Consider the following 19,319-nt stretch of genomic DNA (forward strand, 5'->3'; position numbering starts at 1 on the left):
CCTAATCCCATTCTTTCAGCTGTTCAATAAGTGCTAGCTGCTCTTCAGCTGTCATACTCTTTTCTGTAATCCCCATTGTTAGCTGTGACAGCATTTGGGTACGTTGTTGAAATTTTTCAAGTAAACATAATTTTTCTTCATATTCCTCAAGCATCGCTTCTGTACGACGAATATTATCATAAACAGCTTGGCGTGAAACACCATACGATTCAGCAATTTCTCCTAGAGAGTTATCATCTAAATAGTATAGCTCCATATAACTTCTTTGTTTATCAGTTAATAATGCTTGATAAAAGTCGAAGAGAAAGTTCATGCGTGTTGTTTTTTCAAGTAGCATCGAATGTTTCTCCTCCCGCTATTAGTCATTTGTATCATAACGAAAAGCGCCCGTCTGTGTCAAGGTAATCTCCTTGTCTAAAAGCTTAAATTGCTGCTTTCAGGCATTTCTTGCCTTTGGCTAGTATTACTCTTTTAAACAAGTCAATTCACCTATACACAGTCGAGCGTTTTTATCCTATACGTGTCAGCGTCATTTTATCCATTTTTGTTCAAAAACTGAAGCAAACTAAGCATCAAGCTTCCCCAAAAGAGATAAATGCCAAGCAAGATAAAATTATTTAGCTACAGTTAACTGTTACTCTTCATTATTTTCTAGTTCCTTATCCAAACCATCGGCAAAAAGTCCATAAACATATCGTTCTGCATCAAATGGCTGTAAATCATCCATTTTCTCACCAAGACCCACAAATTTTACAGGAATGTGTAACTTGTTTCGAATAGCAAGGACTATACCACCTTTAGCTGTACCATCAAGTTTTGTTAAAACAATCCCTGTTACATTCGTTGCTTCTTTAAATGTTTGTGCTTGAACAAGCGCATTTTGGCCAGTTGTTGCATCTAATGCTAATAATACTTCATGTGGAGCATTTGGAATTTCACGTGAAATCACACGATGAACTTTTTCAAGCTCATTCATTAGGTTCACTTTGTTCTGCAAGCGTCCAGCTGTATCACAAATCAACACATCTGCTTTTCTATTTTTTGCTGCACGAATCGCATCGTACATCACTGCTGCTGGGTCAGAGCCCTCTGATTGTTTAATAACCTCACAGCCGACACGATCTCCCCATACTTGTAATTGATCAATAGCACCAGCACGGAACGTATCACCCGCAGCTAATACAACTGATTTCCCTTGAGATTTTAAACGGTGCGCTAGCTTACCTATCGTCGTTGTTTTCCCAACACCATTTACGCCAACAAATAGAATAACAGTTAGTTCACCATCTGGCTGCATATTTAGCTCAATTAAATCTTCTTCACCTTGCTCATAAATTTCTACAAGCTTTTCAGAAATCACTGCTTGGATGCCATTTGTATCTTTAATATTTTTACGTTGCACTTCATAACGTAGTTTATCCATGAGTTCCATGACTGTTTCAAATCCAACATCAGCCTGTAATAGTAAGTCCTCTAATTCTTCAAAGAAATCTTCATCCACTTTACGATAACGTGCAACAAGGTCATTCACTTTTGAAGTAAAGGAATTACGTGTTTTTTCAAGGCCAGCCTTGAATTTTTGTGTTATTGACCACGCAGAAGGCTTTTTCTCTTCCAGTGGTTCGGCCTCTACTACTGCTAGCTCCTGAACATCCGGCTGTCCTTCTTCTATTTCAGCTGAGGGGTCTGCTTGCACTTCAATTTCTTTCACAATCGTCATTTCTGATGCTTCTTCACCTTGTTCAGGTACTTTTAGATCAGCAGGCTCAATGGCAGCAGGCTTGTTTAATTCCTCAAGCTCCGGCTCCGAATGGTCAGATTCCTGTTCTTTGTCAGCTGTGTCTAGTTTCTCTTCCTCTTCTGGATTACCCATTAATTTATCTTTTAAACGCTTAAAAAAACTCATGCTTGTTCGCTCCTTTGCTCCGCAAGTACGGGTTCATCTTCTAGTTTTACTGATACAAGTTTCGATACACCTGATTCTTGCATTGTTATACCATACAAGACATCAGCCCCCTCCATTGTACCTTTACGATGAGTAATCACAATGAATTGTGTGTCGAGACTAAACTTTTTCAAATATTGGCTATAACGCACAACATTCGCCTCATCTAAAGCCGCCTCTACCTCATCAAGAATACAAAATGGCACAGGTCGAATATTTAGAATGGAGAATAGTAAAGCAATCGCCGTAAGTGCACGCTCACCACCAGAAAGCAAACTTAAATTTTGCAATTTTTTCCCTGGAGGCTGTGCCACAATTTCAATACCTGTTTCCAATAAGTTTTGTGGGTCAATTAAAACCAAATCAGCTTGACCCCCGCCAAACAATTCACGGAAAACACGTTTAAATTGCTCTCTAATAGCATAAAACGTTTCACTAAAGCGCAACGTCATTTCTTCATCCATTTCTTTGATTGCTTCATGTAATGTTTCCTGTGCAGCAAGCAAGTCCTCTCGTTGTTCAGTTAAGAATGTATGACGTTCTAGCACTCTATCATATTCCTCAATCGCACCTAAATTAACGGGGCCTAGCTCTTCAATGGATCTTTTTAACAATTTAACACGTCTTCGCACAAACTCTTCATCTTCTATTGCCAGAGCTTCTTTTTCAGCCTCTTCGAATGTTAACTGATAATTTTCTTCGAGTTGTTCGATAAAATTATCCATTTCAAATTCTACACGATTACGTTTTAACTCATTGGCACGTATTGCTTCAAGATATCCTTTATGAATACGTTGCAGTTCCTTGAGTTGTTCTTCTAATGTAGAAAGTTCTTGTTGCTGTCCTAATTTCTGCTCTTTCTTTTCAGCAATAGTCTCTTGTAGGGCATCTCTTCTTGCTTTCCATGTCATAACCTGTTCCTCAACCTCTTCATCACTTAAGTGATTTGTCGATTCATCAGATTGAAGCCACACTATTTCCTGAGAAATATTTTTGACTTTTTGGTGCGCTTTGTTTAATTGTAGTGCTAGTTCAGCAGTCGTAATTTGAACTTGCGACAGTTGTTCCTGCATAACCGCTAACTGTGAACGTTTTTCAGCAAGCTGTTCTCGTAATACATCTTTCTCTGTCTCACCTTGTAACTTTACCTTACTTAATTGTTCGACAGTTTCATTGATTTCGACAAGGACTATAGCAAGAGTATTTAAACGCTCTTCTGCTGCTTGTTTTTGTATCAATAATGCTTCCTCACGAGTTTTTACATCCTTTGTTTCAGTTGAAGCAAAGGTTACTCTTGCCGATAAGCTTTTTTCAACGACCTCTAGCTCACGAATACGACTAGACTGTTGCATCTCATCTTTTCTTAATTGCTCTCCTTCAAGCTTTAGTTGCTCTACTTGATCTCGCAATTCCGCAAGCTTCTCTTTTTCGGCTGCAACAGCCTGTTCAGCACTATAAATAGAAGCTTGTAACGATTCTAGCTTAATGATTAAATCATCTAGCTCAGCTTTTCTTGTAAAGAGTGAGGATTGCTGTTTCAGTGCACCACCTGTTAAGGAACCCCCTGCATTAACAATATCTCCTTCAAGTGTGACAACTCGGTATCGGAAACCACATAATCGGGCAATTTGACTTGCGCCTTCTAAATTTGCTGCCACTATGACATTCCCTAATAGATTTTCAACAATTGTTCGATTGTCTTCATTAAAAGTGACGAGTGCATCTGCCATTTGAACAAAGGCAGGGTGTTCAGTTGCTAGCTGAATAGTGCCTGGATTAATTTTGCGTGATTTCATGACTGTTTTTGGTAAAAAAGTAGCACGTCCAGCACGTTTTTGTTTTAACCAATGAATGGCCTGCTGTGCGTGGCGTTCATTGGTTGTGACAATATGTTGAGAGGCTGCGCCTAACGCTGTTTCGATCGCTTGTGAATACTTTCCTTCAACTTGGATTAACTCTGCTACTGCACCTTCAATTCCTTGTAGTTCGCCTTTATCTCGCGCAAGTAAAACTTCTTTAACACCTTGGAAGAACCCAGAAAAATCAGCTTCAAGTTCAGCTAATGTATCTTTTCTAGCCTTTAGTTGTTGTTGATGCTGATAGGCTTTGTACAACATATCCTGCTTTTCTGTAAAGGATATGTTGACATTTTTCAACTGTATTTGTAATGTTTCATGTTGCTCTAGTTTTTTCTGCAAATCATTGGTTGTTAAGGAATGTTCAGCCACTAGCTTTTCTTTTTCAGCAATGATTTGCATAAGCTCTTGTCCAATTTCATCTGTTTGATTGGACATTTTTGCCGCCATTGCTTTTTGTTGCGCTAATTGCTGATCGATATTTTTCAATTCATTCTTGACTGTTGCCTCTTCATTTAATGAATCGATATATCGATTTTTATAGTCTTCTATTTCTTCCTCGATTTCTGTCACAGATCGATTTAATGATTGTTCTAACTGCTTGATGCTCTGCTTTAACACGGATACGGCTTGTTGCTTCTCGGAGAATACTTCTTTTTTCTCCTGTTCTTGAACCAGGAGTAATTCTACTTCCGCCTTAGCCTCTTGTAATGTCGTATTCAGCTGTAGTAGTTGATTCGATGCATTTTGGCGTTTTTCAGCCATCAATGCCTTACGACCATCCCAACGCTCTACCTCCATAGTGGCATTGACAAGCTCAGCCTGCGAAACATCCAAATAATCATCTAGATCTTTTAATAGCTTCCGTATATTGGCGGTCCGTTTCTCAATCATGGAAATATTTTGAGCTTGTTCTAGCTCTGTTGCAGAAAGCTTCGTAAATTCCTCTTTTAGCGCATGCAAAGATTGTGCACAATTTTTAAAATCATGCACAAGAATTGCAATATCAAAATCCTTTAGCTCAGAAGACATTTGTACATAATCTCTTGCACTAGATGCCTGCATTTCAAGCGGCTCTAATCGGTTGTCTAATTCATGGAGAATGTCTAATACGCGATACAAATTTTCATCTGTCTCAACAAGCTTATGCTCAGCTTTTTTCTTTCTTATTTTATACTTTAAAACGCCAGCTGCCTCTTCAAAAATAGAACGACGATCATCAGGTCGGCTATTTAAAATTTCATCGACACGGCCTTGAGAGATGATTGAAAATGCCTCTTTTCCAAGTCCTGAATCCATAAACAAGTCCGTAATATCCTTCAGGCGACACTGTTGGTTATTTAATAAATATTCACTATCACCTGAACGGTATACGCGTCTTGTTACACTGACTTCTGTATAAGAAAAAGCAAGTTGCTCGTCAGTATTATCTAAAATAAGTGTTACCTCTGCAAAGTTGAGTGGCTTACGAGAGTCACTCCCAGCGAAAATAACATCTTCCATCTTTGCTCCACGTAACGACTTTGCCGATTGCTCCCCAAGTACCCAACGAATCGCATCTGTGACATTACTTTTTCCACTGCCATTTGGTCCAACAACGGCTGTAACACCAGGTACAAAATCAATTCCAATGCGTTCCGCAAAAGATTTAAAGCCAATCACTTCTAGTCGTTTTAGGAACATCTATTAAGCCTCCTCTTTTGCAGCTTCTTCACGCATCATTCGCATTGCACATTGTGCAGCTTGCTGCTCGGCTTCTTTTTTTGATTTTCCACGACCAATACCAAGCTCTTGTCCATTTAATAATACGCTTGATACAAAGGTACGATTATGTGCAGGGCCTTTTTCATCGATAATCTCATAATGAAGAAGTCCATTATTCGTTTGCTGTACCATTTCTTGCAATTGACTTTTAAAATCCATCACATGCGAAAAAGCACCGACTTCTACTTTTGGGAACACGATTCGTTCTAAAAATGACACGACCGTTTGTAAATCTTGATCTAAATAAAGTGCACCTACAAATGACTCAAATACATCTGCAAGTAGCGCTGGACGTTCCCGACCACCTGTTAATTCCTCACCTTTTCCAAGCAATACAAAGCGTCCAAAGCCTAGCTCGTTAGCAAAAATCACTAGTGATGGCTCACATACAATGGAAGCTCTTAACTTTGTTAGCTCACCCTCGCTCATATTTGGGTATTTCTCAAAAAGATATTTAGAAACAGACAGTTCAAGTACTGCATCTCCTAAAAATTCAAGACGCTCATTATCCGTAAATAATTTACGGCGATGCTCATTCACATAAGATGAATGCGTGAATGCTTGATACAATAAATTTTTATTAATAAATGTGATATTTAATTCATGCTGTAACAGCTCAAATTGGTTGCGTACTTTTTCAGGAAGTACGCCAGATTTCTGCATAGTTCCTTTTCTTTTCATAGCCATTGAACAAATCTGCCTTCCTAATAGTTTCTACCGTTTTAGTGTACCTTTTTCAGGGCGTTTATGCAAAAGTATTTCGGCTTAAACACAATGTTTTGGAAATTTTTCCGGAAATTCCTCTTGATTCAGCATACATCTCCCATTAGAGAGAATTTTGAAGCCGACTTGTCATTAGATTTTTAACATAAAAAAGGGACGTGAATAGATCGAAAACCGATCCATTTCGTCCCCTTTAAATACATCTTCATTCATTGAATCTGCTCCTTCTAACAAGGAATGCAGAAAAAGTAATTTCTACTTTATTCAAGCTACCATAAAACCATTGTATGATTACGATGACCATTACACCATTAGAGGTGATCTATTTTCACTAAATAAAGTTTTAACGAAATTAGTTTAATTTACTTTCGATGTATGAGATTGCAGTACCTACTGTTGAGATTTTTTCAGCATCTTCATCAGAAATTTCCATATCGAATTCGTCTTCAAGCTCCATTACAAGCTCAACTACGTCTAATGAGTCAGCACCTAAATCATCACGGAAAGAAGCTTCAAGCGTTACTTCGCTTTCTTCCACACCTAAACGGTCCACGATTACTTTTGTTACGCGTTCTAATACTGTAGACAAATGATTCACCTCCCCTCAAATGATTATACAAAAAATCAGCGTATATGCCTAATTGAAATTACATGACCATACCGCCATCAATATGAAGTGTTTGCCCAGTCATATAATTAGCGTCATCCGATGCTAGGAAAGCTACTGCTTTTGCGATATCCTCTGGCTGACCAAGTTTCGCAAGAGGAATTTGTGTTAGCATACCTTGTTTGATATCCTCTGGCAATTGTTCTGTCATTTCTGTTTCGATAAAACCTGGTGCAATAGCATTAACTAAAATATTACGAGAAGCTAATTCCTTTGCCGTCGTTTTTGTTAATCCAATAACACCTGCTTTCGCCGCAACATAGTTGGCTTGACCAGCATTACCCGCTACACCAACGATAGAAGAAATATTAATGATGCGCCCTGCACGTTGCTTCATCATTTGACGTGTGACCGCTTTCGTACAAAGGAAAACACCTTTAAGGTTGGTATTTAATACATCGTCCCATTCGTCTTCTTTCATACGCATGATCAAGTTATCTCTTGTAATACCAGCATTATTAACTAAAATATCAAGGGAACCGTATGTTTTCACTGCAGCATCCATTAAAGCTGTAACTTCTTCGGTCTTTGAAACACTAGCTTGCACAGCAATTGCTTCGCCACCGTTTTCTTGAATCATCGCCACTACTTCTTCTGCTTTTGCCTGTGAGCCACTATAGTTCACAACAACCTTAGCACCTTCTTCTGCAAGCTTTAAAGCAATAGCGCGTCCGATTCCTCTTGAAGCTCCCGTTACAACGGCTACTTTTCCTTCTAATTTACGCATTAATTGACCACTCCTTCGACGCTTCTAAAACTGCTTCTAACGAAGCTTCATCATAAACACAATAGGCTGCAACAGAGCGATCAATTTTTTTCAAGAGACCGCTTAATACTTTACCTGGTCCACATTCGATAAAGACGTCAACACCTTGCGCAAGCATTTCGCGCATAGAAGCTTCCCATTGTACAGCACTATATACTTGTTCAACTAGCTCTTGTTGTATTGCTGCTACATCTTTTAATTCCTTCGCCATCACATTGCCAATCACAGGTATTTCAGGTGCGGAAAAAGGAATTTCTGCCAATGCTGCTTGCAGTTTCTCTGAAGATGGTTGCATCAAATCAGAGTGGAAGGGACCACTTACAACTAAAGGTATTGCTCGTTTTGCACCAGCTTCTTTAGCAGCAATGCTTGCTTTATCTACACCTTCTTTCGTACCCGAAATAACAATTTGTCCTGGACAATTCACATTAGCCACCTGAACAGAGTCACCCGATGCCGACACCTGCTCTGTTACCTCGTTCAATGCCTCTAGTTCCATTCCTAAAATTGCCGCCATTGCGCCTTGACCTGCTGGCACAGCTTCATTCATATAAAGACCTCGTTTATGCACGATTGACACAGCATCATCAAATGACATAACGCCTGCTAACACCAATGCACCATATTCTCCAAGTGAATGACCCGCTGCGTAGTGTGGTTGAATACCTGCTGCGCGTAACTTTTCAGCCACCATTACACCAGTAGTAAGTAGCGCTGGCTGTGCATGATATGTCAGTGTTAGCTCTTCTGCTGGACCCTCTAACATTAATTTAGATAATTCAAACTGAAGAGCTTGATCTGCACGATCATAAAACGCTTTACTTTCTACAGCATTTTCAACAAACTCTCGACCCATTCCAACTACCTGCGATCCCTGTCCTGGAAAAATAAATGCTATTTTCGTCATTTGAATAATCCCCTTTGCTTAATCAATTTCTATGTGACGTACTGTCTCCGTAATCGTCGAAATAACGGTATGCTCTACCATCGTATTGGCTTGTCGAATGGCACTGAAAATCGCTTTTGCATTTGATGATCCATGTGCCTTAATAACAGGTGCTTGTAAGCCAAACAATCCTGCGCCACCATACTCTGTATAATCCATTTTATTTTTCAAGTCACGTAAATTATTTTTCATGAGCGCTGCTGAAATTTTCGTTTTCGTTGAAGACATAAAGGCATCTTTTAACATAGAAAATAAAGCACCCGCCGTCCCTTCAATAGACTTCAATACCATATTTCCTGTAAAGCCATCCGTTACAACAACATCAGCTACGCCTTCAAGTAAATCACGTGCTTCTACATTTCCAATAAAATTCAAATCTGCTTCCTTCAATAATTCGAAGGCAGCTTTTGTTAATTCATTCCCTTTTTTATCCTCGGTACCGATATTTAATAAGCCAATACGTGGTTTTTGTATACCTCCAACCTTTTTAGCATAAATATCACCCATAATGGCATATTGCACTAAATGCTCTGGTCGAGCATCTGCATTTGCCCCTAAATCAAGCATTAAAAACCCTTTACCATCTAGCGTTGGTAGCGTTGTAGCTAATGCTGGTCGGGCTATTCCCTCAATGCGACCTACTTTAAATAGGCCACCCGCCATTAAGGCCCCTGTGTTCCCTGCAGAAAGGCAAGCATCTGCTTTACCCTCTTCTACTGCATCCATCATACGCGCCATTGAAGAATCCTTTTTTCTACGAACAGCACGGGCAGGATCATCAGTTCCTTCTACTACTTCCTCACAATGTATAACCTTTAATCGATCGTGTTGTTTTAAAAATGGTTCCAGCTTATCTTGATGACCATATAATTGGATTTCTAAGTTTGGAATTTGCTCTAATGCTAAAAATGCACCTTCAACAACTGATTTTGGTGCGTTGTCTCCACCCATTCCATCAAGCGCTAATTTCATTGTTACTCACCTTTACCTTTCGTGCGGTACATATCAAATTCACCAACAAAAACGGTTTCACCATTAACAGTAGATGTTACCTCGACTTTTGTACGATGTTTTTGTTCATCTCGTCCGATAACAATCGCTTTTGTAATAACACGATTTCCAGCTCGTACAGGTTTCACAAACGTAATATTGGAATGTACGGTTAATGCTAGTTCGTCATCAATTACTGCAACCGCTAATGAATTTGCTTGCGCAAACAAATGATGACCACGTGCGATGCCATTACGCTGAAACACATGCTCTTCTTGTACATCAAAAATCGAGAGTGCTCGATGATCTAATTCAATATCTACAATCTCACCAATGACCTCATCAATCGGGAGAGATTTTACTTCATTTTCATAGCTTTTTGAAGCAACATCTTTAATTCGCTCGCGTAATTCTGGTATTGATAATTCCATACGGTCTAAACGAATTGTTTGGACACTTACCTGAAACTGTGTTGCTAGCTGTTCATCTGTGACGAATGGATTTTCAGCTATCGTTTCAGATAGTAGTCGCTGTCGCTCTTTTTTCGTTCGTCTCAACTTCATCCGCCACCTTTTGAGTTGTTATTAGCACTTGGTACTAATATCAGTATATAGAGTATAAAAAAAGAATGCAAGACTTGTTTTGAAATCAAGTACTTACATTCTTTCTTTGCTAATAAGCTTCACACATTAATCGAAGCGCTCTCCTTGTAAAACGCCAGTATCTTCTAGCATTTTACGCAAGTATTGATAGTCGTCATCCTGCCAAAACGCTTTTGTTTCAAGCATCTCTGCAGCATCTTTTCTAGCAGTCTCCAGAATACGATAATCATGTACTAAATCAGCTACTTTAAAATCTGGTAAACCACTTTGCTTTCTACCAAAAAAGTCTCCTGGTCCCCTTAATTCAAGATCTTTTTCAGCTAAACGGAAACCATCATTTGTTTCCGTCATTGATTGCATACGTTCTTTTCCCTCATCAGACTTAGGGTCAGCAAGTAAAATACAGTATGATTGATGCTCACCACGTCCAACACGGCCTCGAAGCTGATGCAATTGTGCTAAGCCAAAGCGTTCAGCATCATAGACTATCATAAAGGTAGCATTCGGTACATTTACACCTACCTCTACAACGGTTGTAGAAACTAAAACCTGAATAGTCCCTTCACTAAAAGCACGCATAACCGCATCTTTTTCATCAGCTGATAAACGCCCATGCATTAAACCGACATGGTAACGATCTTTAAAATAAGTCGCTAGCTGCTCATAAATTTCCACAGCATTTTGAACATCAAGCTTATCGGATTCCTCGATAAGTGGACAAATCGCATAGGCTTGTCTTCCAGCCGCTAATTCTAATTCTAGTTTAGATAAAACGGAGCCGAATTGCTCTTTCTTCATCCAATGCGTTTCAATCTGTTTACGCCCTGCCGGCATTTCATCAATCATCGATACATCCATTTCCCCAAATGCAGTAATAGCTAATGTTCGTGGTATCGGAGTAGCTGTCATAAAAAGCACATCGGGATTCTCCCCTTTATCACGCAAAATACGTCGTTGCTCCACACCAAAACGGTGCTGTTCATCCGTGATGACAAAGCCTAGCTTATGAAAAACAACATCTGGTTGGATTAACGCATGTGTACCAATAACAATATCAAGCTCTCCATTTGCCAAATCAGCTAATAGGACACGTCGCTCCTTTGTTTTAGTGGACCCAGATAACAGTGCAACACGAACGCCAAATGGTTGGAACCATTCTTGCAAGTTCTCTAAGTGTTGTTCTGCTAATATTTCAGTCGGTGCCATTAAGGCTCCTTGAAAACCTGCTGTTACGGCCGCATATAGCCCTATTGCTGCTACGACCGTTTTACCTGAACCTACATCCCCTTGTAGCAAGCGATTCATTCGGTGTGGTTCCTTCAAATCCTTACAAATTTCATTCACCACACGTTTTTGGGCATTCGTTAATTCATAGGGTAATGAAGCGATAAAATCCCGTAATTTATGCACATCAAATTGAATAACTGTACCGTGTTCACTATCCTTCCTAATTTTCCGCAAAGCTTGAATACGCAATTGAAAGTTTAATAGCTCCTCATAGGCAAAACGTCTTCTTGCTTGTTTAGCATGTCCAGCATCCAACGGAAAATGAATACCCTCCAAGCCCTCTCTTATTGAAACGAGCTTATACGACTCTTGTAAATATTGTGGAATGGTATCTGGCAACATGGCCCCACAGTCATCTAACACTTGTCGCATATATTTACGAAATCTTTTTTGGGGGATCAAACCTTTCAGACTATAGACAGGCTCAAAGTCAACTTGATCCGTTTTAGGACCAAATGTAACTGAAGTGCCATTGATAACTTGTCTACCACGATCCCATTTACCAGTCACCGTAATAATAGAACCAGGTACAAGCTTTTGCTTTAAATAGCCCTGATTGAAAAATACGACTTTCACTAAATGTCTTCCTGCTAAAACAGTTACTTGGAGTCTTGACTTATTGCGGCCTAAAAATAAAATCGTAGGCTCCCGCTCCACCTTACACTCAACTGTAACCCGTTCGTTATGTGGCGTTTGCGTTAAATCTTTTAAACGAAAATCTTCATGTCGATGTGGGAACGTCCATAATAAATCAGCTATTGTATTGATTCCTAGTGATTCAAGATGGGCTGCTGTTTCTTTCCCGACGCCTTTTAATTCATTGACGGGTCCATATAATTCAGTCACCTTATCCCACAACTCCCTTCATTGATTGTTTATGTAGTGTTTATTACCTCTCTATCTAATGTACCATAAATTATTTCCCTAACCCTACACATAAGCAAAAACCCTACCAATGATTGATAGGGTTAAACTACATCATTTATATTTCCTAATAATATCAATAAAGAGCTTTATGGCATCAGGGAAAACATCTTCATCTAAATCAAACCTTGGATGATGATGAGGATATTGGCTTTTCTCACCGCCCATTCCGACAAATATAAATGCACCAGGTTTATGCTTTAGATAATAGGAAAAATCCTCACCACCCATAACTGGATCGACAAGCTCAAATACATCCTTCCCAAATTCTTCACAAATGATAGATTCCACAAAGCGAGATTGCCGAGGATCATTGATAAGTGGAGGTGTCCCTATAATAAAGTCGATTTTCCCCTCCGCTCCAAACGAACGGCAAATCCCTTCTGTTAAACTCACCATCTTCGTTTGAATCGTAGCTACGGTTTCTGGTGTTAATGCCCTAATCGTTCCTATTAATTTTGCTGTGTCTGGAATAATGTTATACGTTGTTCCTGCTTGGATATTGCCTACTGTTATAACGCCAGCATCTAGAGGATTAATAGTTCGACTAATGATACTTTGAAATGCTTGCATTAAATGGCTTGCAATATAGATTGGATCAATCGTTTCATGAGGCATTGAGCCATGTCCACCATGACCTTGAATCTCAATTTCAAAATCATCAACAGAAGCCATCATTGGTCCATGTGTTAATCCAATTTTCCCCTTCTTTAAACCCTGCCATAAATGGATACCAAAAATAGCATCGACACCTTCTAGCACGCCGTTTTGAATTAAGTAATCTGCTCCACTTGGTGTAATTTCCTCAGCTGATTGAAAAATAAGCATTATATTTGGCTCAATTTCTTTCTTATTTCTAGCTATCCATTCTGCAACTGCTAATAAGATGGCTGTATGACCATCATGTCCACACATATGAGCCACTCCTGGCTTTTGGGAGATATATGGCTTATCACCTTCTTCAACTATCGGTAATGCATCTATATCGGCCCGTAAAGCAATCGTCTTTGTACCTTTTGTCCCTTGAACCATAGCTACTACGTTTGGGGAATCATACGCTAATATTTCTATTTGAAGATGTTCTAATCTTTTGCGAATAAATTGACTTGTTTCAAATTCCTGACCAGAAAGCTCTGGATATTGATGAAGATAACGTCGATCTTCTATTGCTTGTTTTGCTAAATATTGCAAATCTATTTCCACTAAAAAAACTCCTTTTATTTTCCTTTAACGCTCTACATAAGAAAAATTCCCCTGAGGTCCTATGCAGATGACTTGCCACTACTATTCCTTGTACTTATTTCATTATACTAAAATCTTTCTTAACGAAATCAACATAAAAACATGCTACCTATTTAGATAGCATGTTTCTTGTTTTTATTGAAGGGCTTTAATACTCTGTAAGCCACCATTTTCAAGAATGGCTTTACTGATCGCCTTACCTGTTGGAGTTGCTGCTAGACCGCCTCGTGCCGTCTCTTTAAGATTAGGACTCATAGATTGTCCGATGCGATACATAGCACCAATTACTTCATCACATGGAATACGACTTGTTACACCAGCAAGTGCCATATCCGCTGCTACAAGAGAATTAGATGCACCCATTGCATTACGTTTAACACAAGGTACTTCAACCAAGCCAGCTACGGGATCACAGACAAGACCTAGCATGTTTTTTAGTGTAATGGCAAATGCTTCTGAACATTGCTGTGGCGTACCTCCAGCCATTTCGACAATAGCAGCAGCAGCCATACCTGCAGCTGACCCAACCTCTGCCTGACATCCGCCAGCAGCTCCAGAAATGGAAGCGTTATTGGCTACCACAAATCCAAATGCTCCTGACGTAAATAAATAACGAATCATTTGCTCACGTGTTGGATTTAGTTTGTTTTTTACAGCAAATAGTGTTCCTGGTACTACACCCGCCGAACCTGCTGTTGGTGTTGCACAGATTGTGCCCATTGCCGCATTTACTTCATTAGTTGCAACCGCTTTACTTACTGCATCTAATAATAAGTCACCTGAAAGTGACTTTCCTTGCGCAATATAATTTTGAAGCAATACGGCATCCCCACCAGTTAGACCTGTTACTGATTGCACACCTTGTAATCCACGTTCAATTGCTTCTTCCATTACCGTCAGATTTCGATCCATTTGCTGGATGATTTCTTCACGCGTTCTACCTGTGATCAATATTTCCTGTTCAATCATAATTTCTGATATTAATTTTTCTTCTTTCTCTGCTCGTTCAACAAGTTCACGAACATTATGAAATAAAACGTCCATCACGGGACACCTCCTTAGTTATTAATTTTTGAGACCTTTGTAATATATGGAATTAAAGATATTTGCTGTAGCACCTTATCCTCAATGTTTTGATCAACTTCAATGACCATTAAAGCAGTTAAACCACGTTCGATACGTGAAACCTCCATATGCCCAATGTTGACTTCATGCATTGCCAAGCAATTGGCTACATTGGCAATACAGCCTGCACGATCATCATGAACAACAAGAATAGCTGGCATGCCACCAGTTAAACGTAACTTAAAGCCATTGACTTCACTAACTTCAATTTTTCCGCCACCAATCGAAATACCGACTACTGACATTTCCCCTTCATCGTCTCCAATGACAAGTCGAGCCGTATTTGGATGCTCCGTATTAGCTGTTTCAGGAATAAATTCGTATGTTAATCCTGCTTTTTTGGCATCTTCAAATGCCGTTTTAATACGATCATCAAATGTATCGTAATTTAATAAGCCTCCTACAATCGCAACATCTGTACCATGCCCTCTATACGTTTCTGCAAATGATCCATATAAATGAATTTTCGCCCATTTAGGTTGTCTACCAAATAAATCCCTTGCAACACGCCCGATGCGAGCTGCTCCTGCCGTATGAGAGGAGGAAGGCCCAATCATGACTGGTCCAATAATATCAAATACTGAAGTAAACTTCATACAAACACCCCTCTATTCTATTCGTATAATAATATTTATTTTTATTTATATCATGCTTGATAGTTACTATAAAAGTAAAGCATTTAATTTATCAACTTTCAGAAAATTACCACTACTATAATTTATAGTAAATATTTATGCTTCTTTATTGTCCGCACCATATATACACAACTATAAAAGCGTTGACATTCCAATATTTCCAAATTTTATATCCTGTGGGTACGTACATTGAATTATTCATATTTAGTACGTTTTTAATAAATTTAATCCAACATTCTCTTTGTAGCATAAACAAAAGCAGTACACGTTTTGTGCACTGCTTTCTTTACGGAATAGCAAAGTAGCATGTAATTATTCTACTGAAATAATATATGGATATAACCCTTGTTTGCCATCAAATAATTCAACTTCTACATCTGGATAATTCTCTTCTATGAAAGCTACCAACTCAGATGCAGCTTGTTCAGTTGTATCTTCACCATAAATGACTGTAACAATCTCAGCATCTTCATCGACTAAATCCTTGATTACTTTTTCAGCTGCATCCTTTAGTGCTGGTGTAGAAAGGACAATTTTACCTTCTGCCAATGCCATAAAATCATCTTTGCGAATTTCAACACCATCAATAGATGTATCACGCACTGCATAGGTAACTTGACCTGTCTTCACATTTGCAAATGCGTCTGACATTGTTTTTTTATTTACATCAACAGCCGCCTCTGGATTAAACGCTAAAATCGCTGCCATTCCTTGAGGAATCGTCTTAGTAGGAACAACTGCTGCATCAATTTCTAATAGTTCAACCGCTTGCTCTGCTGCCATCACTATATTTTTATTATTCGGTAAGATTAATACTTTTTCTGCCCCGATTTCTTGTACAGCTTTCACGATATCTTCAGTTGAAGGATTCATTGTTTGACCACCTTCAATGACATAGGAAGCACCGATAGAGCGCAATAAATCTGCTACACCCTCACCCATAGCAATCGTGACAATAGCATACGGATGCTTTTCTACTTTTTTGGTAGGCGTTGGCGCTTTATGTTCTTCACCCACGATTGCTGAATGCTGCTCACGCATATTATCGACTTTAATTTTTATAAGACTACCGTATTTTTGTCCAATCGATAGGACAGAACCCGGTTGCTCGGAATGGATATGAACCTTCGCAATTTCCTCATCTGAAATCACAAGTAAAGAATCACCTAAAGGATTTAGCTCATTACGGAATTGTTCCTCATTAAAAGGTTCTTTTCCATCTTCTAAGCGTACCATGATTTCTGTACAGTAGCCAAATTCAATATCGGCAGTGTTCATGAAATCTTGCGCTCTATGATGTTCTGCATTGATTAAATCATCAAGTGTCGCATCATTTTTCTCAGGAAGAGCCTCACCTTTCAAGGAAGCTAAAAATCCTTCATACACAAATAATAAGCCTTGACCACCACTATCTACCACACCGACTTCTTTTAAAACAGGTAGTAGGTCAGGTGTACGATCCAACGATGCCTTTGCCTCTGCTGTAAAAGCTTCCATTACGGCAATGATATCGTTTTCAGTTTCTGCTACTTCTACACCTTTTTTCGCAGCTTCACGTGCTACTGTTAATATCGTTCCTTCTACTGGTTTCATAACAGCTTTATATGCCGTATCGACACCTGCTTGGAAGGCTCCAGCAAAGCTCTTTGCATCAATCGTTGACTCTTTTTCAATAAACTTCCCAAAGCCACGGAATAATTGAGATAGAATAACGCCTGAATTTCCGCGCGCTCCCATTAACAAGCCCTTTGATAATGCCTGTGCTGTTTTACCAATATGCTCTGAAGCAGCATGCTCTGTTTCTTTTGCACCAGATGTCATCGATAAGTTCATATTTGTACCTGTATCACCATCTGGAACTGGGAAAACATTTAATGAATCTACATAATTTGCATTTTGGTAAAGGTGATGCGCACCCATTTGTACCATTTCAGCAAACTTTATACCGTCTAAAGACTGCATTCGATTTACTTCCTCCTCTTAATTCGCTACACGAACGCCCTGTACAAAGATATTGACAGATTTTACGCTCATACCTAATGTTTTATCTACTGTATATTTCACTTTCGATTGTACTTGATAAGCCACTTCCGAAATTTTTGTCCCGTAACTAACAATAATGTACATATCTATATGTAAATCGTCGTCCTGTTGTCGAATTACAACACCTTTTGCGAAGTTTTCTTTACGTAAAATATCAGTTAGACCATCACGAATTTGATGTTTAGATGCCATGCCAACAATACCGTAGCATTCTACAGCAGCTCCACCAGCAATTTGTGCAAGTACATCTGTTGAAATATCAATTTGGCCGAATTCATTGTTTAATTCAATTGACATAGAAATGCCCCCTTGGCTCTTTTTGACTAAACTATATTGTAACACTTCCGTTATAATTTAAGCAACCTAAGGGGGTATTGAAAGGCTTCATAGCAACGTTTTCTGACTTTAAATAGACGCATTTGCTTCTTCATCAAATATGGCCATTTTACAATAATAGTTATTTCGTCCGTTTTGCTTTGCCAAATACAACGCTTGGTCAGCTAATTCACAACATGTTTGTACATGCTCATTTTTTGCGATTTTAGCCTGACACATGCCAATACTGACCGTAACTTGTTGGGCAATAGTAGATTGTATATGTGGAATATGAAGTTGTCGAATTCCTTCTAAAATTTCTTCACACACAGGTTCGGCAAACTTGTGAATCTGCTGGCTTATCATAACAAATTCCTCGCCTCCCCAACGGGCAACAAATGCATCATACTTCCCTGCAATTTCTTCCAATAGAGAGGCGACTTTGACAATTGCTGCATCGCCTTGTAAATGTCCATAGTAATCATTAAATTTTTTAAAGCAATCAATATCAATCATTATGACTGTTAAAGGTTGCGTTTGATGAAGTTGCTGTGCTATCTTATTCAATTTTTGATTAAATGCACGTCGATTAGGTAGATTCGTTAAAGAATCTTTTAATGCTTGCTCTGCTAATTCATTATTTTTAATAGCCAACAATTCTGATAGTCGCTTCGTTTTGGTCATTTCCTCATTCAATAAAATATGCTGGATATGGATTTGTTTACGAACCTTATAGGTCTGATATTGAATCATTACACCAATAGGTATTAATAATGACATGGGTAATATAATTTTTATATTTTCACTCGATATTCCAGCACTCATATATGCACTCACAATAATGGCTGATGCAGAAAGCAAAATAATCCAGACAATTTTTCGTAAAGGTAATGCGAATACTGTACAAATAATGATTAAAATAACCTCATACAATGCTGCATGACGGAAAAAGTAAACATCCAATACCGATATCGCAGTAATCAATAGCATTATTGTGTAAATATAAACAACAACCAACCGTTCATACTTCTGTATATTTAAAGGAGTAATATGAATTCGCTTTTCTCTGATAAACAATAATACTGCAACATCTATATAAAACATGGCGATATGAATGGCAATATAGACGGGAACCATGGCTCTTTCCGCCTTCACAAAAAATACCTCTCCATAATGTATTACCGAAATAATGACTGATACATACATGAGTGTCCAAGCAACTATTCTCATCCCTTTTAAATTCGACTGAACCATTTCTTCGCGAATAAAAAAAGCTATTTTTTCTTGATTTTCCATCATGCTCGCTCCTCATGCCCACTTTCAAATAATTATAATGTCCTATATGTATCGTCATGATAATGAAAAATACAAGTCAATCTAAATTTTTTTGATAAATAAAAAAGTTGATACCTTTATAGCATCAACTTTTTACATTGTATTCAATTAAATATCAAAAAATTTATCTAGCTAAAATAGACTTTTAATAAGC

At 38.6% G+C, this 19,319-nt stretch carries 16 protein-coding genes; all 16 read right to left on the reverse strand.

Features of this window, described 5'->3' with window-relative positions:
* Position 1: 1 nt before the first annotated feature.
* Positions 2-337: a putative DNA-binding protein gene (locus V1L66_RS17735; protein ID WP_016994912.1), complete on the reverse strand. Its 336-nt coding sequence runs from the start codon at positions 335-337 to the stop codon at positions 2-4.
* 297 nt (positions 338-634) lie between these two features.
* Positions 635-1,906: a signal recognition particle-docking protein FtsY gene (gene ftsY / locus V1L66_RS17740; RefSeq protein ID WP_333005791.1), complete on the reverse strand. Its 1,272-nt coding sequence runs from the start codon at positions 1,904-1,906 to the stop codon at positions 635-637.
* A complete protein-coding gene (gene smc, locus V1L66_RS17745) occupies positions 1,903-5,484 on the reverse strand; it encodes a chromosome segregation protein SMC (RefSeq protein WP_333005792.1) in 3,582 nt (1,193 codons plus the stop codon). The genes ftsY and smc overlap by 4 nt, the downstream gene beginning before the upstream one ends.
* A 3-nt stretch (positions 5,485-5,487) precedes the next feature.
* Complete coding sequence (gene rnc, locus V1L66_RS17750) at positions 5,488-6,252, reverse strand: ribonuclease III (RefSeq protein ID WP_012293239.1); 765 nt, start codon at positions 6,250-6,252, stop codon at positions 5,488-5,490.
* A 388-nt stretch (positions 6,253-6,640) separates the two neighbouring features.
* Positions 6,641-6,877: an acyl carrier protein gene (acpP, locus tag V1L66_RS17755; protein WP_009371143.1), complete on the reverse strand. Its 237-nt coding sequence runs from the start codon at positions 6,875-6,877 to the stop codon at positions 6,641-6,643.
* 58 nt (positions 6,878-6,935) lie between these two features.
* Positions 6,936-7,682 (reverse strand): 3-oxoacyl-[acyl-carrier-protein] reductase, encoded by a 747-nt coding sequence (gene fabG, locus V1L66_RS17760; protein ID WP_016994910.1) that lies wholly within the window; start codon positions 7,680-7,682, stop codon positions 6,936-6,938.
* Complete coding sequence (gene fabD, locus V1L66_RS17765; protein ID WP_333005793.1) at positions 7,675-8,628, reverse strand: ACP S-malonyltransferase; 954 nt, start codon at positions 8,626-8,628, stop codon at positions 7,675-7,677. Before fabD ends, fabG begins: the two co-directional genes overlap by 8 nt.
* An 18-nt stretch (positions 8,629-8,646) precedes the next feature.
* The gene (plsX, locus tag V1L66_RS17770) at positions 8,647-9,639 is read right to left on the reverse strand and encodes a phosphate acyltransferase PlsX (RefSeq protein ID WP_036080522.1); all 993 of its coding nucleotides are present in this window, start codon (positions 9,637-9,639) and stop codon (positions 8,647-8,649) included.
* Between the two features lie 2 nt (positions 9,640-9,641).
* Complete coding sequence (gene fapR, locus V1L66_RS17775; protein ID WP_016994907.1) at positions 9,642-10,214, reverse strand: transcription factor FapR; 573 nt, start codon at positions 10,212-10,214, stop codon at positions 9,642-9,644.
* A gap of 132 nt (positions 10,215-10,346) precedes the next feature.
* Entirely contained in the window at positions 10,347-12,392 is a 2,046-nt protein-coding gene (gene recG / locus V1L66_RS17780) for an ATP-dependent DNA helicase RecG (RefSeq protein WP_016994906.1), read from the reverse strand.
* A gap of 132 nt (positions 12,393-12,524) precedes the next feature.
* Complete coding sequence (locus V1L66_RS17785; protein ID WP_333005794.1) at positions 12,525-13,673, reverse strand: amidohydrolase; 1,149 nt, start codon at positions 13,671-13,673, stop codon at positions 12,525-12,527.
* Positions 13,674-13,847: 174 nt separating this feature from the next.
* Positions 13,848-14,756, reverse strand: a complete 909-nt coding sequence (sdaAA, locus tag V1L66_RS17790) for an L-serine ammonia-lyase, iron-sulfur-dependent, subunit alpha (RefSeq protein WP_036080527.1) — start codon at positions 14,754-14,756, stop codon at positions 13,848-13,850.
* A 14-nt stretch (positions 14,757-14,770) separates the two neighbouring features.
* Positions 14,771-15,433, reverse strand: a complete 663-nt coding sequence (sdaAB, locus tag V1L66_RS17795; RefSeq protein WP_036080529.1) for an L-serine ammonia-lyase, iron-sulfur-dependent subunit beta — start codon at positions 15,431-15,433, stop codon at positions 14,771-14,773.
* A gap of 351 nt (positions 15,434-15,784) precedes the next feature.
* Positions 15,785-17,434, reverse strand: a complete 1,650-nt coding sequence (locus V1L66_RS17800) for a DAK2 domain-containing protein (RefSeq protein WP_036080531.1) — start codon at positions 17,432-17,434, stop codon at positions 15,785-15,787.
* A gap of 18 nt (positions 17,435-17,452) precedes the next feature.
* Positions 17,453-17,812 carry an Asp23/Gls24 family envelope stress response protein gene (locus tag V1L66_RS17805; RefSeq protein ID WP_004269431.1) on the reverse strand — a complete coding sequence of 120 codons (360 nt, stop codon included), beginning with the start codon at positions 17,810-17,812 and terminating at the stop codon, positions 17,453-17,455.
* A 108-nt stretch (positions 17,813-17,920) separates the two neighbouring features.
* A complete protein-coding gene (locus V1L66_RS17810; protein WP_312124006.1) occupies positions 17,921-19,126 on the reverse strand; it encodes a diguanylate cyclase domain-containing protein in 1,206 nt (401 codons plus the stop codon).
* Positions 19,127-19,319: the final 193 nt, after the last annotated feature.

This window comes from Lysinibacillus sp. IITD104 (genome assembly GCF_036698265.2).
Taxonomy (GTDB): domain Bacteria; phylum Bacillota; class Bacilli; order Bacillales_A; family Planococcaceae; genus Lysinibacillus; species Lysinibacillus boronitolerans.